Origin of the sequence: Neobacillus vireti, from assembly GCF_036962345.1 — a bacterium.
Lineage (GTDB): Bacteria > Bacillota > Bacilli > Bacillales > Cytobacillaceae > Neobacillus > Neobacillus vireti_A.
The window spans coordinates 16,320-37,829 of sequence record NZ_JBALNB010000021.1 but is presented as its reverse complement, the minus strand read 5'-3'; the positions used below and the strand labels follow the sequence as shown (position 1 = coordinate 37,829).

General features: G+C 40.3%; 23 protein-coding genes and 1 other annotated feature. All 23 genes read right to left on the bottom strand.

All coding sequences use genetic code 11. The features are described from left to right. Positions 1-2: 2 nt before the first annotated feature. Complete coding sequence (rplV, locus tag V7108_RS23990) at positions 3-344, bottom strand: 50S ribosomal protein L22 (protein ID WP_034676086.1); 342 nt, start codon at positions 342-344, stop codon at positions 3-5. A gap of 17 nt (positions 345-361) precedes the next feature. Then, on the bottom strand, positions 362-640 hold the full coding sequence (gene rpsS, locus V7108_RS23985; RefSeq protein ID WP_026574091.1) for a 30S ribosomal protein S19: 279 nt from the start codon (positions 638-640) through the stop codon (positions 362-364). 60 nt (positions 641-700) lie between these two features. Continuing rightward, a complete protein-coding gene (gene rplB, locus V7108_RS23980) occupies positions 701-1,531 on the bottom strand; it encodes a 50S ribosomal protein L2 (protein ID WP_335513312.1) in 831 nt (276 codons plus the stop codon). 29 nt (positions 1,532-1,560) lie between these two features. Then, positions 1,561-1,845 (bottom strand): 50S ribosomal protein L23, encoded by a 285-nt coding sequence (rplW, locus tag V7108_RS23975; RefSeq protein WP_040203238.1) that lies wholly within the window; start codon positions 1,843-1,845, stop codon positions 1,561-1,563. Beyond that, complete coding sequence (gene rplD / locus V7108_RS23970; protein WP_335513309.1) at positions 1,845-2,468, bottom strand: 50S ribosomal protein L4; 624 nt, start codon at positions 2,466-2,468, stop codon at positions 1,845-1,847. The genes rplW and rplD overlap by 1 nt, the downstream gene beginning before the upstream one ends. A gap of 29 nt (positions 2,469-2,497) precedes the next feature. Further along, complete coding sequence (gene rplC, locus V7108_RS23965) at positions 2,498-3,124, bottom strand: 50S ribosomal protein L3 (RefSeq protein WP_335513307.1); 627 nt, start codon at positions 3,122-3,124, stop codon at positions 2,498-2,500. A 40-nt stretch (positions 3,125-3,164) separates the two neighbouring features. Further along, positions 3,165-3,473 carry a 30S ribosomal protein S10 gene (rpsJ, locus tag V7108_RS23960; protein WP_335513305.1) on the bottom strand — a complete coding sequence of 103 codons (309 nt, stop codon included), beginning with the start codon at positions 3,471-3,473 and terminating at the stop codon, positions 3,165-3,167. 379 nt (positions 3,474-3,852) lie between these two features. Next, positions 3,853-5,040, bottom strand: a complete 1,188-nt coding sequence (gene tuf / locus V7108_RS23955; protein ID WP_335513303.1) for an elongation factor Tu — start codon at positions 5,038-5,040, stop codon at positions 3,853-3,855. Between the two features lie 126 nt (positions 5,041-5,166). Then, complete coding sequence (gene fusA, locus V7108_RS23950) at positions 5,167-7,248, bottom strand: elongation factor G (RefSeq protein ID WP_335513301.1); 2,082 nt, start codon at positions 7,246-7,248, stop codon at positions 5,167-5,169. A 48-nt stretch (positions 7,249-7,296) separates the two neighbouring features. Further along, the gene (gene rpsG / locus V7108_RS23945) at positions 7,297-7,767 is read right to left on the bottom strand and encodes a 30S ribosomal protein S7 (protein WP_335513299.1); all 471 of its coding nucleotides are present in this window, start codon (positions 7,765-7,767) and stop codon (positions 7,297-7,299) included. Positions 7,768-7,808: 41 nt separating this feature from the next. Further along, positions 7,809-8,231, bottom strand: coding sequence for a 30S ribosomal protein S12 (gene rpsL / locus V7108_RS23940; RefSeq protein WP_335513385.1), 423 nt, complete (start codon positions 8,229-8,231; stop codon positions 7,809-7,811). A gap of 103 nt (positions 8,232-8,334) precedes the next feature. Next, positions 8,335-8,583: a 50S ribosomal protein L7ae-like protein gene (locus tag V7108_RS23935; RefSeq protein WP_335513297.1), complete on the bottom strand. Its 249-nt coding sequence runs from the start codon at positions 8,581-8,583 to the stop codon at positions 8,335-8,337. 146 nt (positions 8,584-8,729) lie between these two features. Beyond that, entirely contained in the window at positions 8,730-12,329 is a 3,600-nt protein-coding gene (gene rpoC / locus V7108_RS23930; protein ID WP_335513294.1) for a DNA-directed RNA polymerase subunit beta', read from the bottom strand. A 74-nt stretch (positions 12,330-12,403) separates the two neighbouring features. After that, positions 12,404-15,964 carry a DNA-directed RNA polymerase subunit beta gene (gene rpoB, locus V7108_RS23925; protein WP_335513291.1) on the bottom strand — a complete coding sequence of 1,187 codons (3,561 nt, stop codon included), beginning with the start codon at positions 15,962-15,964 and terminating at the stop codon, positions 12,404-12,406. A 259-nt stretch (positions 15,965-16,223) separates the two neighbouring features. Next, positions 16,224-16,823: a class I SAM-dependent methyltransferase gene (locus V7108_RS23920; protein ID WP_335513289.1), complete on the bottom strand. Its 600-nt coding sequence runs from the start codon at positions 16,821-16,823 to the stop codon at positions 16,224-16,226. 100 nt (positions 16,824-16,923) lie between these two features. Beyond that, positions 16,924-17,286: a 50S ribosomal protein L7/L12 gene (gene rplL / locus V7108_RS23915; protein ID WP_335513287.1), complete on the bottom strand. Its 363-nt coding sequence runs from the start codon at positions 17,284-17,286 to the stop codon at positions 16,924-16,926. 76 nt (positions 17,287-17,362) lie between these two features. Beyond that, positions 17,363-17,863, bottom strand: a complete 501-nt coding sequence (gene rplJ / locus V7108_RS23910; RefSeq protein WP_335513285.1) for a 50S ribosomal protein L10 — start codon at positions 17,861-17,863, stop codon at positions 17,363-17,365. Positions 17,864-17,896: 33 nt separating this feature from the next. Continuing rightward, positions 17,897-18,043: a sequence feature (ribosomal protein L10 leader region), on the bottom strand. A 54-nt stretch (positions 18,044-18,097) separates the two neighbouring features. Continuing rightward, positions 18,098-18,796 (bottom strand): 50S ribosomal protein L1, encoded by a 699-nt coding sequence (rplA, locus tag V7108_RS23905; RefSeq protein WP_335513283.1) that lies wholly within the window; start codon positions 18,794-18,796, stop codon positions 18,098-18,100. Between the two features lie 104 nt (positions 18,797-18,900). After that, complete coding sequence (rplK, locus tag V7108_RS23900; RefSeq protein WP_139185721.1) at positions 18,901-19,326, bottom strand: 50S ribosomal protein L11; 426 nt, start codon at positions 19,324-19,326, stop codon at positions 18,901-18,903. A 176-nt stretch (positions 19,327-19,502) separates the two neighbouring features. Continuing rightward, positions 19,503-20,036 (bottom strand): transcription termination/antitermination protein NusG, encoded by a 534-nt coding sequence (gene nusG, locus V7108_RS23895; RefSeq protein WP_335513281.1) that lies wholly within the window; start codon positions 20,034-20,036, stop codon positions 19,503-19,505. Between the two features lie 288 nt (positions 20,037-20,324). Continuing rightward, positions 20,325-20,507: a preprotein translocase subunit SecE gene (gene secE, locus V7108_RS23890; RefSeq protein WP_335513279.1), complete on the bottom strand. Its 183-nt coding sequence runs from the start codon at positions 20,505-20,507 to the stop codon at positions 20,325-20,327. A gap of 48 nt (positions 20,508-20,555) precedes the next feature. Beyond that, positions 20,556-20,702, bottom strand: a complete 147-nt coding sequence (rpmG, locus tag V7108_RS23885; RefSeq protein ID WP_335513277.1) for a 50S ribosomal protein L33 — start codon at positions 20,700-20,702, stop codon at positions 20,556-20,558. Between the two features lie 111 nt (positions 20,703-20,813). After that, positions 20,814-21,419 carry an RNA polymerase sporulation sigma factor SigH gene (gene sigH / locus V7108_RS23880; protein WP_335513383.1) on the bottom strand — a complete coding sequence of 202 codons (606 nt, stop codon included), beginning with the start codon at positions 21,417-21,419 and terminating at the stop codon, positions 20,814-20,816. Positions 21,420-21,510: the final 91 nt, after the last annotated feature.

The window sequence follows — 21,510 nt, the reverse complement described above, 5'->3', positions numbered from 1 at the left end:
GATTATCCCTCCTTCTTTTCTGATAGAACGATTGTGATGTGGCTAGTGCGTTTGTTAATCTGGCTTGCACGGCCCATTGCGCGTGGACGGAAACGTTTCAACGTTGGTCCTTCGTCTACAAAAGCTTGTGTTACTACCAAGCTATTAACGTCCATTTCATAATTGTGCTCGGCATTTGCCATAGCAGATTTTAATACTTTTTCCACGATTGGAGAAGCAAACTTTGGAGTGTGATTTAAAATCGACACCGCTTCACCAACTTGCTTTCCTCGAATTAGATCTACGACTAAACGTGCTTTACGAGGAGCAATACGAACTGTTCTTGCAACAGCTTTAGCTTGCATTTGGATGCCCTCCTCTCTTAACGTCTGGTTTTCTTATCATCATTACCATGACCCTTGTAAGCACGAGTTGGAGCGAATTCTCCAAGCTTGTGTCCTACCATGTCTTCAGTAACATATACAGGCACATGTTTGCGACCATCATAAACAGCGATAGTGTGGCCGATAAATTGTGGGAAGATCGTAGAACGACGTGACCAAGTTTTAACAACTTGCTTACCTTCAGTTTCATTTAACTTTTCGATCTTAACCATTAAATGATCATCAACAAATGGTCCTTTTTTAAGGCTGCGACCCATGGATGAACCTCCCTTCGTGATTGGTCTACGGCTCTTTCTTTGAACCGTAGTTCAACCCCGTTATTTTTTACGACGACGTACGATAAACTTGTCGGATTTATTCTTTTTCTTACGAGTTTTGAATCCAAGAGTTGGTTTACCCCATGGAGACATAGGTGATTTACGTCCGATTGGTGAACGTCCTTCACCACCACCGTGTGGGTGATCGTTAGGGTTCATTACAGATCCACGAACTGTTGGGCGCTTGCCTAACCAGCGAGAACGACCTGCTTTACCAATATTGATAAGTTCGTGCTGTTCATTTCCTACTTGACCGATTGTAGCACGGCACTCAGCTAGGATCATACGAACCTCACCAGAATTTAAACGTACAAGTACGTATTTTCCTTCTTTACCTAAAACCTGTGCAGATGTACCAGCAGAACGTACTAATTGGCCACCCTTACCTGGTTTTAACTCAATGTTGTGTACTACAGTACCAACAGGGATGTTTACTAATGGTAATGCGTTACCTACTTTAATATCAGCCTCTGGGCCTGACATAACTTCCATACCTACTACTAGGTTTTTAGGAGCTAGGATATAACGCTTTTCACCATCTACATAGTTAATTAGTGCAATATTCGCAGAACGGTTTGGATCGTACTCGATAGTGGCAACGCGTCCAGGAATGCCATCTTTGTTACGTTTAAAGTCAATTAAACGATATTGACGCTTATGGCCGCCACCTTGATGACGAACAGTTAACTTACCTTGGTTATTACGGCCGCCTTTTCTCTTGACTGGTGCTAATAGAGACTTTTCTGGTGTGCTAGTTGTGATTTCAGCGAAATCAGAAACTGTCATACCGCGACGACCATTAGAGGTAGGTTTGTACTTTTTAATCGCCATTTTATTTCCCTCCTCTTCTTGTTAGGTTCTTATGCTTCAAAGAATTCGATTTCTTTGCTGTCAGCAGTTAATTTTACGATTGCTTTACGGCGTTTGTTTGTGTAACCACCGAATTTACCCATGCGCTTGAATTTACCTTTATAGTTCATGATGTTAACTTTCTCAACTTCAACGCCGAAAATTTCTTTAACTGCGTCTTTAACTTGAGTCTTGTTAGCTCTCACATCAACTTCAAATGTATATTTCTTTTCAGCCATTAGGTCAGTAGAACGTTCAGTGATAACGGGGCGCTTAATGATATCGCGTGCATCCATTATGCAAGCACCTCCTCTACTTTTTCAACCGCTGCTTTAGTCATGATTAATTTATCATGATTTACAACGTCTAGTACGTTGATTCCATCAGCTGTTACAACTGTTACACCTGGAATATTACGAGCAGATAGTGCTACATTCTCATCTAGGTCAGCAGTAACAATAAGTGCTTTCTTCTCGATAGAAAGTCCACCTAATACTGTTTTAAAATCTTTTGTTTTCGGAGCATCGAAAGCTAGGCTTTCTAACACTAAGATATTTTCTTCTAATACTTTAGAAGATAATGCAGATTTAATCGCTAAGCGACGTACTTTTTTCGGTAATTTATAGCTGTAGCTGCGTGGTGTTGGTCCGAATACTGTACCACCTCCGCGCCATTGTGGAGAACGGATAGACCCTTGACGAGCACGACCAGTTCCTTTTTGACGCCATGGCTTACGTCCACCGCCGCGCACTTCAGAACGAATTTTAGTTTTATGAGTACCTTGACGTAAAGAAGCTCTTTGCATAACAATCGCTTCGAATAGTACGTGTTGGTTTGGCTCGATACCAAATACTGTTTCGTTAAGTTCGATTTCACCAACTTGAGAACCGTTTTGGTTAAATAGTGAAACTTTAGGCATTCTTTTGCCCCTCCTTTCATATGAAGATATTACGCTTTAACCGCACTTTTGATTTTTAATAATGCTTTTCTAGGTCCAGGAACATTCCCTTTGACTAAGATCAGGTTACGTTCAACATCAACCTTTACAATTTCAAGATTTTGAACTGTAATTTGTTCCCCACCCATACGTCCAGGTAATAATTTACCTTTGAATACACGGTTTGGAGCAACAGGTCCCATTGAACCAGGGCGACGGTGATAACGTGAACCGTGTGCCATTGGGCCGCGAGATTGTCCATGACGCTTGATTGAGCCTTGGAAACCTTTACCCTTTGAGATTCCTGTTACATCTACTAAATCGCCTGCAGCGAAAATATCAACTTTGACTTCTTGACCAACTTCATATCCTGTTACGTCAACTCCGCGGAATTCGCGAACGAAGCGCTTAGGAGCAGTATTCGCCTTGCTAACGTGGCCCTTTTCAGGTTTGTTCGATAACTTCTCACGCTTATCTTCAAATCCAACTTGAACAGCTTCGTAACCGTCGCTTTCAACTGTTTTCTTTTGAAGTACTACGTTTTGAGCAGCCTCTACAACAGTAACCGGAATTAAGTTGCCGTTTTCTGCAAATACTTGAGTCATACCAATCTTTCTTCCTAAGATTCCTTTGGTCATTTAAGTCACACCTCCTAGAGAATTTGTTTATTTATTTTTACTAAAGTTTAATTTCGATATCAACACCAGATGGTAAATCTAAACGCATTAACGCATCAACTGTTTGTGGAGTTGGGTTAACGATGTCGATTAGACGCTTATGTGTTCTCATTTCGAACTGTTCACGAGAATCTTTATACTTATGCACCGCACGAAGGACCGTGTATATCGCCTTCTCAGTTGGAAGTGGAATCGGACCAGAAACTGCTGCACCTGAACGTTTTGCTGTTTCAACGATCTTTTCTGCAGATTGATCAAGAATTCTGTGATCATAAGCTTTTAAACGAATACGAATCTTTTGTTTTGCCATTATTTTCCCTCCTTTATTCGCCTATTTTAAAAATAGACATTTCTCAGTGGAAATTTCCCACACACTCGCCATGGCAAAGCGGCCGGGTGTGTCAGCAACCTTCCACATCATCGCAGTCAAAGACCAACATTGTCTATTATACATAAAACATTAGGCTAACGCAACTTTTTTTTACAATTTCTTTTTGAATACGTTCAGCACACTTTTATTATTATAACGACCAGTATAGACATTTTCAATAGAAATTATCAATCTCCAGAAATAACCTAATATAACGCTTTATTATTTGAAAATGTAACGAGCTTTATATATAGAAGAAACTCGTTTTTCGCATAAAAAAACAGCTGGATCGTCATCCAGCTGATTCTTATATTACTGATTACTCAGTGATAGTTGTGATTGAACCTGAACCTACAGTACGTCCACCTTCACGAATTGAGAACTTAGTTCCTTCTTCGATCGCAACTGGAGCGATAAGCTCAACAGTCATTTCGATGTGGTCGCCAGGCATAACCATTTCTACGCCTTCTGGAAGATTACAAATACCAGTAATATCAGAAGTACGGAAATAGAATTGTGGGCGATAGTTTGTGAAGAATGGAGTGTGACGTCCACCTTCTTCTTTTGATAATACGTAAACTTGTGCTTTAAACTTTGTGTGTGGAGTGATTGATTTTGGCTTAGCCAAAACTTGTCCACGCTCGATGTCATCACGAGCTACACCACGAAGTAATGCACCAATGTTGTCTCCAGCTTCAGCGAAATCAAGAAGCTTACGGAACATTTCTACACCAGTTACAGTAGTAGATTTTGGCTCTTCAGTGAAACCAACGATTTCGACTACGTCACCAACTTTAACTACACCACGCTCTACACGTCCTGTAGCAACAGTTCCACGACCAGTGATTGAGAATACGTCCTCAACTGGCATCATGAAAGGCTTGTCAGTGTCACGAGTTGGGTTTGGAATGTACTCATCAACAGCTGCCATTAACTCAAGAACTTTTTCTTCCCATGCTGCATCGCCTTCTAAAGCTTTAAGAGCAGAACCTTTGATAACTGGAGTGTCATCGCCAGGGAAGTCGTATTCTGATAATAGATCACGAATTTCCATTTCTACTAATTCAAGAAGTTCTTCGTCATCAACCATGTCACACTTGTTCATGAATACAACAAGGTAAGGAACACCTACTTGACGAGAAAGAAGAATGTGCTCACGAGTTTGTGGCATTGGGCCGTCAGCTGCAGAAACTACTAGGATACCGCCGTCCATTTGCGCAGCACCAGTGATCATGTTTTTAACATAGTCAGCGTGTCCTGGGCAGTCAACGTGTGCATAGTGACGGTTAGCAGTTTCATACTCTACGTGAGAAGTAGAGATTGTGATTCCACGCTCTTTTTCTTCTGGAGCGTTATCAATTTGGTCATATCCTCTTGCTTCACCGCCACCTGCTTTTGCAAGTACAGTAGTGATAGCTGCAGTTAAAGTTGTTTTACCGTGGTCAACGTGACCAATTGTACCAATATTTACGTGTGGCTTTGAACGGTCGAATTTAGCTTTACCCATTAGGAAAATCCTCCTTTAATATAAAAAAATTAAGTATATTTTATGGAAACTGTAAATTGATGGTCTCAAATTAACAGTTTCCACGGTTACATAAGTAGTTATACTTTATTAAAAGGTGAAAATCAATTATTCACCTTTATTTTTTTTGATAATTTCTTCAGCAACTGATTTTGGTACTTCTTCATAGTGATCAAAGTGCATAGAGAATACTCCACGACCTTGTGTGCTTGAACGAAGTGATGTTGCATATCCGAACATTTCTGAAAGTGGAACTTGAGCACGAACTACTTGTGCGTTACCACGTGCTTCCATGCCCTCTACACGACCACGGCGTGCAGTGATTTGACCCATAATGTCTCCTAGATATTCTTCAGGCATTACTACTTCAACCCTCATCATAGGCTCAAGGATTACAGGCTGACACTTAGAAGCAGCATTTTTAAGAGCCATTGAAGCAGCAATCTTAAACGCCATTTCAGAGGAGTCAACATCATGGTAAGATCCATCGAATAATCTTGCTTTAATATCAACTAATGGATATCCAGCAAGAACACCACGTTTTAGAGCATCTTCAAGTCCAGCTTGAACTGGAGCAATGTATTCACGAGGAACAACACCACCGACAATACCGTTTTCAAATTCAAATCCTTTTCCTTCTTCGTTAGGTGAGAATTCGATCCAAACGTGACCGTATTGTCCACGACCACCAGATTGACGCGCAAATTTACCTTCAACTTGTGCAGAAGCACGGAAAGTTTCACGATAAGCAACCTGAGGTGCACCAACATTAGCCTCTACTTTAAACTCACGACGCATACGGTCTACTAGAATATCAAGGTGAAGTTCACCCATACCAGCGATGATAACTTGTCCAGTTTCCACGTCAGTGTGCGCGCGGAATGTTGGATCTTCTTCTTGAAGTTTTTGTAGTGCAGTTGTCATTTTGTCTTGATCGGCTTTTGATTTTGGTTCAACAGAAAGCTGGATTACTGGTTCAGGGAAGTTCATTGACTCTAAGATAACAAGATTTTTCTCGTCACAAAGAGTGTCACCAGTAGTTGTATCTTTTAGTCCTACAGCAGCAGCAATGTCACCAGCATAAACCTTAGAGATTTCTTGACGGCTGTTTGCGTGCATTTGCAGGATACGTCCAATACGTTCACGCTTTCCTTTAGTAGAGTTCTGAACATATGATCCAGAATCTAAAGTACCAGAATAAACACGGAAGAACGTTAATTTACCAACATAAGGATCAGTCATTACTTTAAAAGCAAGGGCTGAGAATGGCTCTTCATCACTTGAATGACGTTCAATCAATTCTTCTTCATCATCAACAGCATGACCTTTGATTGCCGGTACATCTGTTGGAGCCGGAAGATAGTCAATTGCTGCATCAAGCATCTTTTGAACACCTTTGTTTTTAAATGCAGTTCCACACAATACCGGATAGAACTCAACGTTAATAGTACCTTTACGAATTGCTGCTTTTAGCTCTTCTTTGGTGATTTCTTCTCCACCAAGATACTTTTCCATTAATTCTTCGTCTAATTCAGCTACTGCTTCAATTAACTTTTCACGGTATTCTTCGGCTTGTGCCTTAAATTCTTCAGGAATTTCTATTTCTTCCATGTCTGTCCCAAGATCATTATTGTACATTGTAGCGTTCATTTCAACTAAATCAATGATGCCTCTGAACTGATCTTCTGCACCGATTGGTAATTGAATCGCTGCTGCATTTGCTTGTAAACGGTCATGAAGTGTAGAAATTGAATATAAGAAATCCGCACCGATTTTATCCATTTTATTAACAAAAACAATACGTGGTACGCCATATGTTGTAGCTTGACGCCAAACCGTTTCAGTTTGTGGTTCAACTCCGGATTGTGCATCAAGCACAGTAACAGCACCATCAAGTACACGCAATGAACGTTCAACTTCAACTGTGAAGTCTACGTGTCCTGGAGTATCGATGATATTAACGCGGTGTCCTTTCCATTGTGCAGTTGTGGCTGCAGATGTAATGGTGATTCCGCGTTCCTGCTCTTGCTCCATCCAGTCCATCTGTGCTCCACCCTCGTGTGTTTCACCGATTTTGTGGATTTTACCAGTATAGTAAAGGATACGCTCAGTTGTTGTCGTTTTACCAGCATCAATATGAGCCATGATACCGATATTACGTGTTTTTTCTAAGGAGAACTCTCTTGCCATTGGGTCTTTCTCCTTCCTAGTATGAAAGATTTTATGATTAATGTAATTCTACCAACGATAGTGAGCAAACGCCTTGTTTGCTTCAGCCATTTTGTGTGTATCTTCACGCTTCTTAACAGATGCACCAGTGCTATTAGCAGCATCCATAATTTCATTCGCTAAACGCTCTTCCATGGTTTTTTCACCGCGAAGACGAGCATAGTTTACTAACCAGCGAAGACCAAGAGTTGTTCGGCGATCAGGGCGCACCTCAACTGGTACTTGGTAGTTCGCACCACCTACACGGCGTGCTCTTACCTCAAGTACTGGCATGATATTCTTCATTGCTGCTTCAAAAACTTCCATCGGCTCTTTACCAGAGCGTTCACGGATTGTTTCAAATGCAGAATATAGAATTTCTTGTGATTTACCTCTTTTACCGTCAACCATCATTTTATTGATTAGACGAGTAACTAATTTAGAATTGTAAAGTGGATCTGGTAACACGTCTCTTTTTGCTACAGGACCTTTACGTGGCATTTAATTTCCTCCTTTCAAACGAGCTTTCTATTTAATCTGAATTACTTCTTAGCTGCTTTCGGTCTCTTCGTACCATATTTTGAACGACTTTGCATACGGTTGTTAACGCCAGCCGTATCTAGTGCACCACGTACGATGTGATAACGTACCCCTGGTAAGTCTTTTACACGTCCTCCACGGATAAGAACAACACTGTGCTCTTGAAGGTTGTGGCCGATACCAGGAATGTAAGCAGTCACCTCGATACCGTTAGTCAAACGTACACGTGCATATTTACGTAACGCTGAGTTCGGTTTCTTTGGAGTCATTGTACCAACACGAGTACATACTCCTCTTTTCTGTGGTGAAGTTACATTTGTTTGTGATTTCTTAAAGCTGTTGTAACCTTTATTTAGCGCAGGTGATTTTGATTTCTCAGTCATTGCCTGACGCGGCTTGCGCACTAATTGATTAATAGTAGGCATGTTTTGTTTCCTCCCTTCATTATTTCTAAGTCCACACATCCAGGTGGTTCATTTTTGTGCAAAAACAAAGTCTTTGCAGACCATCTATCTACAAAAACAGTTTTTAACGGATAATTACTACAGTTGAAGCACCAACTTCTATTCCACATGCTTTCCCGAGTTTTTTCATCGAGTCAACATAGATAATCGGGATATTCACATCTTGAGCTAGTTTTACTACAGCAGCTGTAACCTTCGTATCGGCGTCAGTTGCTATGATTAACTCACTTGCTGTTCCATCCTTTAGTGCTTTTACTGTTTGTTTCGTTCCTATAACAATCTTATTAGCCTGTAATACTTTTTCATAAGACATATTACGATATCCTCCAAAGTATCAGGTGAATAGGAGCACCTTTGATATAGTACCATTTTCTATAATTTATGTCAAATAGATATTTGAATTATTTTTCATAAAATGCGGCACTTGCTTTGAAGCAAGTACCGCTAATTTTATTTTGCTTAGTCTACCAACATTGTTTCTTCAGATGTCGTATCTCTTAAAACTGGCTCTGCCTTACGGTATCTTTGCATACCTGTTCCAGCAGGAACGAGTTTACCGATAATAACATTTTCTTTTAAGCCGAGTAATTCATCCCGCTTGCCCTTGATTGCTGCATCTGTAAGAACTCGAGTAGTTTCTTGGAAAGATGCGGCAGACAAGAATGAGTCTGTTTCAAGGGATGCTTTTGTAATACCTAGCAATACTGGACGTCCAGTGGCAGGCAGTTTCCCGCTTAACAATGCTTTTTCATTTGCATCTGTGAATTGGTGAATGTCAAGAAGTGTACCTGGAAGTACATCTGTTTCACCAGCATCACTTACACGAACTTTACGCATCATCTGACGAACCATTACCTCTACGTGTTTATCGCCGATCTCAACGCCCTGCATACGATAAACTTTTTGAACTTCACGCAGTAAGTACTCTTGAACAGCTGTTACATCTTTTACCTTAATTAACTCTTTAGGATCGATAGAACCTTCTGTTAGTTCCTGACCACGCCCTATTTGGTCATTTACAGCAACCTTCAGACGAGCTGTATACGGAGCATTATAAGTACGTGATTCAATTTCACCTTGAACAATGATCTCATGCTGACGGTCACGGCCTTCGTTAATGCCGACAACCACACCATCAATTTCGGAAATGACTGCTTGACCTTTAGGATTACGCGCTTCAAATATTTCTTGAATACGTGGTAAACCTTGCGTGATATCGTCACCTGCAACCCCGCCCGTATGGAATGTACGCATTGTTAACTGTGTACCAGGTTCACCAATTGATTGGGCTGCAATAATACCAACTGCTTCCCCAACTTCAACTTCTTGACCTGTAGCTAAGTTACGGCCATAACACTTCTTACATACACCATGACGTGTATTACACGTAAAGGCAGAACGAATTTTCACTTCTTCAATTCCCACACCAACAATTGTTTCAGCAAGATCTTCTGTTATTAGTCCATTTTCAGGAACAATAACTTCTTTTGTTTCAGGATGTCTGATTGGATTACGTGCATAACGTCCAATTAAACGTTCATCCAAGCCCTCAATAACCTCGGTACCATCCTTTAATGAACGGATTAACAAACCACGGTCAGTTCCACAATCATCTTCACGGACAATTACATCTTGTGCAACGTCAACTAGACGACGTGTTAAGTAACCTGAGTCAGCAGTTTTTAAGGCAGTATCGGCAAGACCTTTACGCGCACCGTGTGTAGAGATAAAGTACTCTAATACTGTCAGACCTTCTCGGAAACTTGACTTGATTGGTAATTCGATAATACGTCCAGCCGGGTTGGCCATCAGTCCACGCATACCTGCTAACTGGGTGAAGTTTGATGCGTTACCACGGGCTCCGGAATCACTCATCATGAAAATCGGATTTGTTTTATTTAAGGATTTCATCAGTTTTCCTTGAATGGTATCCTTAGCAGCACTCCAAATGGCAATAACACGATCATAACGTTCGTCTTCCGTAATTAATCCACGACGGAACTGCTTCATAACATTATCAACTTTATTTTGAGCCTCTTGAAGAATTTCCTGCTTTTCAGGTAATACCACGATATCGGCAACACCAACGGTAATCCCTGCTTTTGTAGAATATTTAAATCCTAAGTCCTTCATACGGTCTAGCATTTTAGACGTTTCAGTAATTTTGAATCGCTTAAATACTTCGGCAATGATGTTACCAAGGATTTTCTTTTTAAATGGATCAACTAAAGGCATTTCCTTAATTCTAGCTGGAACATCTTCACCTTTTTCAACAAAGTACTTTGCTGGTGTTTCAACTTCTAAGTTATGTCTAGTTGGCTCATTGATATATGGGAATGATTTTGGCAGAATTTCATTGAAAATAAGTTTCCCCACAGTTGTGATAAGTAACTTATTATTCTGTTCTTCTGTCAATGTTTCATTTCCTAATGAACCAGCATGGACAGCAACACGGGTGTGCAGATGTACATAGCCATTTTGATAAGCAATTAATGCTTCATTCGTATCTTTAAAAATCATACCCTCTCCGACAGCAGCTTCTCTTTCAAGTGTTAGATAATAGTTACCTAGTACCATATCCTGAGAAGGTGTAACTACTGGCTTACCGTCTTTAGGGTTCAAGATGTTTTGAGCTGCCAGCATTAGAAGTCTAGCTTCTGCTTGCGCTTCAGATGAAAGTGGAACGTGAACAGCCATTTGGTCACCATCAAAATCCGCATTATATGCAGTACATACGAGCGGGTGAAGGCGAATTGCTCTTCCTTCAACAAGTGTTGGTTCAAATGCCTGAATTCCTAGTCTATGAAGTGTTGGAGCACGATTAAGTAAAACCGGGTGCTCGCGAATAACATCTTCTAATACATCCCAAACTTCAGGAGAAACTCTTTCAATCTTACGTTTTGCAGATTTAATATTATGAGCTAAACCTTTTTCAACTAGTTCCTTCATAACGAAAGGCTTAAATAACTCTAGAGCCATTTCTTTCGGCAGACCGCATTGGTACATTTTTAAGTTCGGACCAACAACAATAACAGAACGACCTGAATAGTCAACACGTTTTCCAAGTAAGTTTTGACGGAAACGTCCTTGCTTCCCTTTTAACATATGGGAAAGTGATTTTAACGGACGGTTACCCGGACCGGTTACCGGACGACCACGACGGCCGTTATCAATTAAAGCATCAACTGCTTCTTGAAGCATTCGTTTTTCGTTTTGAACGATGATACTCGGTGCACCAAGGTCCAAAAGACGCTTTAAACGATTATTCCGATTGATTACACGGCGATAAAGATCATTTAAGTCAGATGTTGCAAATCTTCCGCCATCAAGCTGTACCATTGGACGAAGCTCAGGAGGAATAACAGGAAGAACATCAAGAACCATCCATGATGGCTCATTACCAGAATTACGGAATGCTTCCAACACTTCTAAACGCTTAATAGCACGTGTACGACGCTGCCCTTGAGCTGATTTTAGTTCTTCTTTTAATGCATCAACCTCTTTATTTAAATCGATATCAGATAGAAGCTTTTTAATCGCTTCCGCACCCATCGCAGCTTGGAACTTATTGCTGTACTTCTCGCGATAAGCTCGGTATTCCTTTTCTGATAAAAGTTGTTTCTTATCAAGAGCTGTATCTCCTGATTCCGTAACAACATAAGAGGCAAAATAAATAATTTCCTCTAAAGCTCTAGGAGACATATCTAAAACAAGCCCCATACGACTAGGGATGCCTTTAAAATACCAAATATGAGAGACAGGAGCTGCCAGCTCAATATGCCCCATTCGTTCACGACGTACCTTTGCACGTGTTACTTCAACACCACATCGGTCACATACAACACCTTTATAACGGACACGTTTATACTTTCCGCAATGACATTCCCAGTCCTTCGTCGGACCAAAAATCCTCTCACAGAATAAACCATCCTTTTCAGGCTTTAATGTACGATAATTAATCGTTTCTGGTTTTTTTACTTCTCCAAAAGACCAAGAACGAATTTTATCAGGTGAAGCCAAACCAATCTTCATATACTCAAAATTATTTACATCAAGCAAGGGGCCTACCTCCCTTTCTATCTTTAGGAAACAACCTTAGCTAAAAGCACAGCTAGGCGCTTTTAGCTTAAGTCTTATTCCTTTGAACCGACCTTTTCTGATTCAAATGCTGCTGCATCTGGTACGATGTTTAATGTGTCAACTTGCTGTAAGTCATCTTCATCTTCCGTATCACGCATTTCAATTTCTTTTTCATCACCTGATAGGATTTTTACGTCCAAACCAAGACTCTGAAGTTCTTTTATTAATACTTTGAAGGATTCAGGAACACCTGGCTCCGGTACATTCTCACCTTTTACAATTGCCTCATACGTTTTTACACGACCTACAACGTCATCTGATTTTACTGTCAGAATTTCTTGTAGTGTATAGGCTGCACCGTATGCTTCCAGTGCCCAAACCTCCATCTCACCGAAGCGCTGACCGCCAAACTGAGCTTTACCGCCAAGTGGCTGCTGCGTTACAAGTGAGTATGGTCCAGTTGAACGGGCATGAAGCTTATCATCAACCATGTGAGCAAGTTTAATCATATACATAACACCAACAGACACACGGTTATCAAATGGTTCACCGGTACGTCCATCATATAAAACAGTTTTTGCATCGCTGGCCATTCCAGCTTCTTCAATCGTGCTCCAAACATCATCTTCCGTTGCACCATCAAATACCGGTGATGCTACATGAATTCCGAGTGCTCTGGCAGCCATACCTAAATGGAGCTCAAGCACCTGTCCGATGTTCATACGTGAAGGAACACCTAACGGATTCAACATAATATCGACTGGGGTACCATCTGGTAAATACGGCATATCTTCTTCTGGCAATATCCGTGAGATAACCCCTTTGTTACCATGACGGCCCGCCATTTTATCTCCTTCATGGATCTTACGTTTTTGAACGATATAGACACGGACAAGCTGGTTTACGCCCGGTGGAAGTTCATCGCCATCTTCGCGGTTAAATACTTTAACATCAAGGACAATACCGCCTCCGCCATGCGGAACTCTTAAGGAAGTATCGCGAACTTCACGTGCTTTTTCTCCAAAGATTGCATGCAATAGGCGTTCTTCAGCAGTAAGTTCTGTAACACCCTTAGGAGTTACTTTACCAACTAGCAAGTCACCATCTTTTACCTCAGCACCCGTACGAATAATTCCACGCTCATCCAAATTACGAAGGGCATCTTCTCCTACATTTGGAATGTCACGGGTAATTTCTTCTGGTCCAAGCTTTGTATCACGAGATTCTGATTCATATTCTTCAATATGAATAGAAGTATAAACATCATCTTTTACAAGGCGTTCGCTCATGATGATCGCATCTTCATAGTTGTAACCATCCCAGTTAACGAAGCCAACTAATACGTTACGGCCTAGTGCTAATTCACCTAGTTCCATTGAAGGACCATCAGCTAGAATCTCGCCTTTTGTTACGCGGTTACCCACCGCAACAATTGGGCGTTGATTGTAACAGGTTCCCTGATTAGAACGGATGAATTTTAACATTTTATATTTATCAAGGTCACCTTTTACTTCTTGACCATCGACTGTGTTGATACGACGAACCCAAACCTCACGTGCCTCAACATGCTCAACGATACCCTCATGCTTACAGATTACTGCAGCACCTGAGTCTTTACCGGATACATATTCCATTCCTGTACCCACTCGCGGTGCTTCGGGTTGTAATAAAGGTACTGCTTGACGCTGCATGTTCGCACCCATCAGTGCACGGTTAGAGTCATCGTTTTCAAGGAACGGAATACACGCAGTTGCAGCAGAAACAACCTGTTTAGGTGATACATCCATATAGTCGATACGATCACGTTTTACAACTGTGTTTTCACCACGGAAACGAGCCACAACATCTTCATCTAGGAAGGTACCATCATCACCAAGACGGGAGTTCGCCTGAGCCACAACATAGTTATCCTCTTCATCTGCGGTTAAGTAATCAATTCGGCTTGTAACCTTCCCAGTATCCGGATCTATCCGGCGGTATGGAGTTTCAATAAATCCAAAACGATTCACCTTAGCAAATGATGATAACGAGTTAATTAAACCAATGTTCGGTCCCTCTGGCGTTTCAATCGGACACATGCGGCCATAGTGGGAATAGTGAACGTCACGAACTTCAAATCCAGCACGTTCACGTGTTAATCCACCAGGTCCCAATGCAGATAAACGACGCTTATGAGTTAATTCAGCAAGCGGATTCGTTTGGTCCATGAATTGCGATAACTGAGAACTTCCGAAGAACTCTTTTATTGATGCAATGACAGGACGAATATTGATTAGCTGCTGCGGTGTAATCGTAGCAGTGTCTTGAATCGACATTCTCTCACGTACAACACGTTCCATACGAGACAAACCAATTCGGAACTGGTTTTGAAGTAATTCACCAACAGAACGAAGACGTCTGTTTCCTAAGTGGTCAATGTCATCCGTGTCACCAACACCATGTAATAAGTTAAAGAAGTAACTGATAGAAGCAATGATATCAGCCGGTGTAATATTCTTTATTGGTTCTGCAACATAGGCATTTCCTAGTACGTTGATTACTTTTTCACCGTCGTCATTTGGCGCATAGATTTTAATACCTTGAAGAGTAATTTCATCTTCCACTACACCGCCAACAGGATTAAAGCCTTTGAAGTTAACATTCTTTTCAAGAGCAGGAATGATTCGATCAAGGTTTCTACGGTCTAAAAGCGTACCTTTTTCTGCAATAATTTCACCTGTCTCAGGATCAACAAGAGATTCAGCCAAACGTTGGTTAAATAAACGATTTTTAATATGAAGCTTTTTGTTGATTTTATAACGACCTACATTTGCAAGGTCATATCTTTTTGGATCAAAAAATCTTGAAACCAATAGACTTTTTGCGTTTTCTACTGTTGGAGGCTCACCCGGGCGCAGACGCTCGTAGATTTCTAGAAGCGCTTTTTCTACTCCCTCCGTGTTATCCTTTTCAAGAGTATTTCGGATGTACTCATTGTCTCCAATCAATTCAATGATTTCTTGATCAGAGCCGAACCCAAGTGCACGCAAAAGAACCGTAACGGGCAGTTTCCGAGTACGATCTATTCTGACATAGACGACATCTTTGGCGTCTGTTTCATATTCAAGCCAAGCGCCGCGGTTCGGAATGACTGTAGCTGTAAACCCTTTTTTACCGTTTTTATCAAGTTTTCCACTAAAATATACGCTCGGTGAACGTACTAACTGAGAAACGATAACACGTTCTGCCCCGTTAATGACAAACGTTCCCGTTTCTGTCATGAGTGGAAAATCACCCATAAATACATCCTGGTCTTTTACTTCGCCTGTTTCTTTGTTTACAAGACGTACTTTAACACGCAATGGTGCAGAATATGTAACGTCCCGCTCTTTCGATTCCGCAACTGAATACTTCGGTTCGCCAAGGCTGTAATCAATAAAATCTAGTGATAGGTTACCAGTAAAGTCTTCAATCGGTGAAATATCCTGGAACATTTCACGCAAACCCTCATCAAGAAACCATTGATAAGAAGAGGTTTGGATTTCAATTAGATTTGGTAATTCTAAAACTTCACTGATTCGTGCGTAACTCCTTCGTTGGCGGTGTCGTCCATACTGAACTAGTTGACCTGTCAACTGATTCACCCCTCAAATCAAGCGTTTTTTAAAAATATATTTTGGTCCTCTTCAGAAACTAAATAGCTTCTTCATTGGACAAAAAAGAAAAAGGGTTTTTATGTATCAAAAACCACATTTTCACATTTTGACTATTATTTTGTCATCATTTCCGTCTGAAACACATTTTATACTAATAAAATAAGTATTTTCAGGAATAAATCGGAAATTATTATGATGGCATTTTATAATGCTAACACACTTGACAAATTCAAGTCAACTATTTTTCAGCCTTAATAATAAAATAACCCTTAGACTTGTCAATAGTATCTACTGTGTTAAATTGTTCTTTTAATTTTTCAATCGCTGATGGCGCACCTTGCTTTTTCTGAATTACAACCCAAAGCTCACCACCGGTGACTAAATGCTCATAACTCTGTTCAAAAATAGCGTGTACCGTCTTTTTACCTGCTCTAATAGGCGGGTTTGTTAAAATAGCAGCAAAGTTATATTCCCTTACACTTTTCAAGGTATCACTTTCGTAAATTTCAACATTCTGTACAGAATTTTGTTCAGCATTAGCCTTTGCCAGTTCAATCGCTCGTTCGTTTACATCAATCATATGTACACGACGTTCTGGATAATGTTTTGCAATCGAAAGACCGATTGGTCCGTATCCGCAGCCTACATCTAAAACTGGCCCTTCCACGGCAGGTACTTCAAACGCTTCTATTAATAAGCGGGAACCAAAGTCTACTTCCTTTTTTGAAAATACGCCGTTATCTGTTTTAAAACGAAATAACTTATTCTTTAAGGTAAAGTCCCAATATTTCGGTTCACTTTCAACCTTTTGGGTACGAGAATAGTAATGTTCAGACATATAGCTCACCTCCTGAGGAGTGTAAATGAATGAGGTAACCAGAGGGAAAAAATCTATCTAAAAAAAGCTCGCTTATACAGCGAGCTTTTCTATAAGGTTATTACTTAACTTCAACGTTAGCTCCAACTTCAGCAAGTTTAGCTTTAATTTCTTCAGCTTCTTCTTTAGACACGCCTTCTTTAACAGGCTTTGGAGTGTTGTCAACAAGATCTTTTGCTTCTTTAAGACCAAGACCTGTGATTTCACGAACAGCTTTGATAACCTTGATTTTTTGATCTCCAGCGCTAGCAAGGATTACATCAAATTCAGTTTGCTCTTCAACAGCAGCAGCACCAGCGCCGCCAGCCATTGCTACAGGAGCAGCAGCAGTTACGCCGAATTCTTCTTCGATAGCTTTTACTAGATCGTTAAGTTCTAAAACAGTCATAGATTTAACCGCTTCAATGATTTGTTCTTTAGTCATTTTAATTTTCCTCCTTAGTTTTCGTTCCGTTATTTGTTAAGCGTTAAGTTTGTCCGGCTTTCGCCTTTCAATCAACTTACGCGCCTTGTTCTTCTTTTTGTTCTGCAACTGCTTTTGTAGCAAGAGCAAGGTTGCGGATTGGAGCTTGTAGTACGCTGAGTAGCATAGAAAGCAAGCCTTCGCGTGAAGGTAGTTCTGCAAGTGCTTTAACATCTTCAACTGTTGCTACGTTGCCTTCGATTACACCAGCTTTAATTTCAAGTGCTTCATGCTTCTTAGCAAAGTCGTTAAGAATTTTTGCAGGTGCTACAACATCTTCTGCGCTGAACGCAATTGCGTTCGGACCAGTTAATGCTGCGTTTAATCCTGAAAGCTCAGCAGCATCTGCTGCACGGCGAGTCATAGAGTTTTTATATACCTTGAAGTCAACACCTGCATCACGAAGCTGCTTACGAAGTTCAGTTAATTCAGCAACAGTTAGTCCGCGGTAGTCAACAACAATTGTTGAAACACTAGCTTGTAACTTAGCTGTGATTTCATCAACGATTTGAATCTTTTGATTGATTGCGCTGCTCATCTTTACACCTCCTGTAGGTTCTCTACATTTATACCAGGCAAAGTAAAGCCTCCATATCAGTTCTCAGACATGGAGGCGCATACGGATAGCCGAAGATTTCAGCCGATTTATCGTATTACCTCGGCAGGAAATTAAGCTCTAATGAGCACCTGCTGTCTTCAGTACAAATGTTTATATTTTAAACAACAAAATAGATTATATAAAATGTATCTATATTTGTCAATTGGTAAAAAATTACTTAGCGTTAGCAGATGAAGGATCAACCTTCACTCCAGGTCCCATTGTTGAAGTAACAGTTACGTTCTTCATATATGTTCCCTTTGCAGCTGCAGGTTTAACTTTTAACATTGTTTCGAATACAGTATTGAAGTTCTCAACAAGTTTTTCGTTTTCGAAAGATGATTTACCGATTGGAACGTGGATATTTCCAGCTTTGTCAACACGGTATTCAACTTTACCTGCTTTGATTTCGCTAATCGCTCTTGTTACATCAAATGTAACTGTACCAGTTTTAGGGTTTGGCATTAAACCTTTTGGTCCTAATGTACGACCAAGCTTACCAACTTCACCCATCATATCAGGTGTAGCTACGATTACATCAAACTCAAACCAACCTTGTTGGATTTTGTTGATGTATTCTGCATCCCCAACATAATCTGCACCAGCAGCTTCTGCTTCTTTCACTTTTTCACCCTTTGCGAATACTAAAACGCGTTGAGTTTTACCAGTTCCATTTGGAAGTACAACTGCACCACGAATTTGTTGGTCCGCTTTCTTAGGGTCTACGCCTAAACGGAAAGCAACTTCTAATGTTGCATCAAATTTAGCAAAGTTTGTCTTCTTTGCAAGTTCAATTGCTTCAGCAACTGGGTAAGCTTTAGTGTTATCAACAAGCTTAGCAGCTTCTAAATACTTCTTACCTTTTTTAGCCATTTTTATTTCCTCCTAGATTGTGGTTTTAACGGAATAACCTCCCACGAATAAAGGTTGCGTAAGTAACGCAACCCCCTTCATTACAACAAAACAGTTTACATGGATTAATCTTCGATTGTGATACCCATGCTGCGTGCAGTACCTTCAACCATGCGCATTGCTGCTTCAACGCTTGCTGCGTTTAGGTCAGGCATTTTCTGTTCCGCAATCTCGCGTACTGTGTTACGCTTAACTGTTGCTACCTTATTACGGTTTGGTTCACCAGAACCAGACTGAATTCCAGCTGCTACTTTCAAAAGAACGGCAGCAGGAGGAGTTTTCGTAATAAATGTAAATGAACGGTCTTCAAACACCGTGATTTCAACAGGAATAATTAATCCAGCTTGATCAGCTGTACGAGCGTTAAATTCCTTACAGAATCCCATGATATTAACACCGGCTTGACCTAGTGCAGGACCAACTGGTGGTGCAGGGTTTGCTTTCCCAGCAGGAATTTGTAATTTAACAACTTTAATTACTTTTTTAGCCACGAGACACACCTCCTTAAAGTCCGTGATGTGGTAATAGGGTTTTACCCTCCCACTCAGGTATCTTTCTTTATATAAAGATAAAGATAAAGATTTTATCAAAAGTCTAGTCTCATTAAGAGACATACTGACCTATGAAATATTACCACTTTTTAAAAGTGATTTCAAGTTTTTTTCAATTATAACTTTTCAATTTGTGTAAATTCTAGTTCTACCGGGGTATCCCGGCCGAACATATTAACAAGAACTTTAAGTTTCGCCTTGTCTTTATCCATCTCTTCAACTGTTCCTGTAAAGTTCGTAAATGGTCCTTCCTTCACCCGAACAGTTTCACCAATTTCATAATTAACATCGATGCGCTTTTCTTCAACACCCATTCTTTTTAAAATAACCTGTACTTCTTCAGGTAGAAGAGGTGTTGGTTTCGAACCCGCTCCGGCAGAGCCAACAAAACCCGTTACACCAGGAGTATTCCGAACTACATACCAAGAATCGTCTGTCATCACGATTTCCACCAGAACATAACCCGGGAATACTTTTCGTTTAACGACTTTCGTTTTACCGTTTTTAATTTCTGTTTCTTCTTCTTCAGGAACGACCACTCTAAAGATTTTATCTGTCATACCCATCGATTCTACACGTTTTTCTAAATTTGCTTTTACTTTATTCTCATAACCTGAGTAAGTATGTAAAACATACCAGTTCTTTTCCATTCAAGAGGACTAAGCGTCCATCCCTCCCCGTACTTTTATAAACACGTTTTTGTCTAGCTTCAGCGCCTAGGGGCTCGGGTCATAAGCCAATCCGTCCAGAAGGTTAAAGAACAACCTTCTAGCCGGCTCGTCTTATGCCTGTCGCCCCTGGGAAAAAATGAACTGCTTTTTTCCTTGGACAAGGCGCTTACGCTTTTCGTTATTTAAACCAAATGAAAAAACCCGTTAAACGGGCTTTGAAAGAAAATTTCCTTTATTATTCACCATTATACCATGAAATACCTTTTGTTATTCAAGAATAACTCGAATCAATTCTGAAATCCCTAAATCTATAACACCAAAGAAAATAGCAAAAAAAGCAACTGTTGTGATAACTGTAATCGTATAGCGTGTTAGTTCTTTCCGTTTTGGCCAACTAACTTTTCTCATTTCACGGAATATATCACTGAAGAAATTCTTTAAGCGTTGCATATCTGTAACCCTCCAACTATCGGAATAACATTGCATGTATGACTGAAATTACTTTGTTTCTCTGTGGATTGTATGGGAGGCGCATGTTTTGCAATACTTTTTTAATTCTAACCGTTCAGATTGTGACGGGTTAGCATTCGTGGAATAATTACGTGAACCACAGTCAGCACATGCTAGAACAACCTTTTTACTCATAATGTGTCACCTTCAACATCCATCTTTATATCCATAAAAAGATAACACGACCCCTAATTATTGTCAACAACCCGTGTGAGCGGATTCAAAAGTTTGACAAAGTTTTCAATTTTACAAACTAAACTCTCTAATTTCTAAATACCGTTCTAATTTCCTTTTCACACGCTGCAGGGCATTATCAATTGACTTTACATGGCGGTTCAGTTCTTCTGATATTTCTTGATAGGATTGCCCGTCAAGGTATAATGCCAGAACCTTCCGTTCCAAATCACTTAATAATTCGGCCATTTTCACTTCGATATGATCAAACTCTTCTTGATTAATAATCAATTCCTCTGGATCCAACACCTTTGCACCCGATAAGACGTCCATTAATGTACGATCGGATTCTTCATCATAAATAGGCTTGTCCAAGGATACATAGGAATTTAGCGGTATATGCTTTTGTCTTGTTGCTGTTTTAATAGCAGTAATAATTTGCCGGGTGATACATAATTCTGCAAACGCTTTAAATGAAGTCAGCTTGTCCTCACGGAAATCACGTATAGCCTTATAAAGGCCAATCATTCCCTCCTGGACAATATCCTCTTTATCCGCTCCAATTAAGAAGTAGGACCTTGCCTTTGCACGTACAAAGTTACGATACTTGTGAATTAAATAATCTAATGCCTCACTATTTCCTTGGTGCACTAGATCCACCATTTCCTCGTCTTCCATTGAAAAAAATAGCTCGTTGCCTTTTTCCCCGAAGTCTGTACCCAATTAAGATCCCCTCCACCGAACAAGCATAGATAGTATTATTATACCG

Bases quoted from the DNA above. Each gene is read 5' to 3' on its own strand.
- rplV (WP_034676086.1), bottom strand. From the start codon at position 344: ATGCAAGCTAAAGCTGTTGCAAGAACAGTTCGTATTGCTCCTCGTAAA.
- rpsS (WP_026574091.1), bottom strand. From the start codon at position 640: ATGGGTCGCAGCCTTAAAAAAGGACCATTTGTTGATGATCATTTAATG.
- rplB (WP_335513312.1), bottom strand. From the start codon at position 1,531: ATGGCGATTAAAAAGTACAAACCTACCTCTAATGGTCGTCGCGGTATG.
- rplW (WP_040203238.1), bottom strand. From the start codon at position 1,845: ATGGATGCACGCGATATCATTAAGCGCCCCGTTATCACTGAACGTTCT.
- rplD (WP_335513309.1), bottom strand. From the start codon at position 2,468: ATGCCTAAAGTTTCACTATTTAACCAAAACGGTTCTCAAGTTGGTGAA.
- rplC (WP_335513307.1), bottom strand. From the start codon at position 3,124: ATGACCAAAGGAATCTTAGGAAGAAAGATTGGTATGACTCAAGTATTT.
- rpsJ (WP_335513305.1), bottom strand. From the start codon at position 3,473: ATGGCAAAACAAAAGATTCGTATTCGTTTAAAAGCTTATGATCACAGA.
- tuf (WP_335513303.1), bottom strand. From the start codon at position 5,040: ATGGGTAAAGCTAAATTCGACCGTTCAAAGCCACACGTAAATATTGGT.
- fusA (WP_335513301.1), bottom strand. From the start codon at position 7,248: ATGGCAAGAGAGTTCTCCTTAGAAAAAACACGTAATATCGGTATCATG.
- rpsG (WP_335513299.1), bottom strand. From the start codon at position 7,767: ATGCCACGTAAAGGTCCTGTAGCAAAAAGAGACGTGTTACCAGATCCA.
- rpsL (WP_335513385.1), bottom strand. From the start codon at position 8,231: ATGCCTACTATTAATCAATTAGTGCGCAAGCCGCGTCAGGCAATGACT.
- V7108_RS23935 (WP_335513297.1), bottom strand. From the start codon at position 8,583: ATGTCTTATGAAAAAGTATTACAGGCTAATAAGATTGTTATAGGAACG.
- V7108_RS23920 (WP_335513289.1), bottom strand. From the start codon at position 16,823: ATGTCTGAACATTACTATTCTCGTACCCAAAAGGTTGAAAGTGAACCG.
- rplL (WP_335513287.1), bottom strand. From the start codon at position 17,286: ATGACTAAAGAACAAATCATTGAAGCGGTTAAATCTATGACTGTTTTA.
- rplJ (WP_335513285.1), bottom strand. From the start codon at position 17,863: ATGAGCAGCGCAATCAATCAAAAGATTCAAATCGTTGATGAAATCACA.
- rplA (WP_335513283.1), bottom strand. From the start codon at position 18,796: ATGGCTAAAAAAGGTAAGAAGTATTTAGAAGCTGCTAAGCTTGTTGAT.
- nusG (WP_335513281.1), bottom strand. From the start codon at position 20,036: ATGGAAAAGAACTGGTATGTTTTACATACTTACTCAGGTTATGAGAAT.
- secE (WP_335513279.1), bottom strand. From the start codon at position 20,507: ATGCAACGCTTAAAGAATTTCTTCAGTGATATATTCCGTGAAATGAGA.
- rpmG (WP_335513277.1), bottom strand. From the start codon at position 20,702: ATGAGTAAAAAGGTTGTTCTAGCATGTGCTGACTGTGGTTCACGTAAT.
- sigH (WP_335513383.1), bottom strand. From the start codon at position 21,419: ATGGAAGACGAGGAAATGGTGGATCTAGTGCACCAAGGAAATAGTGAG.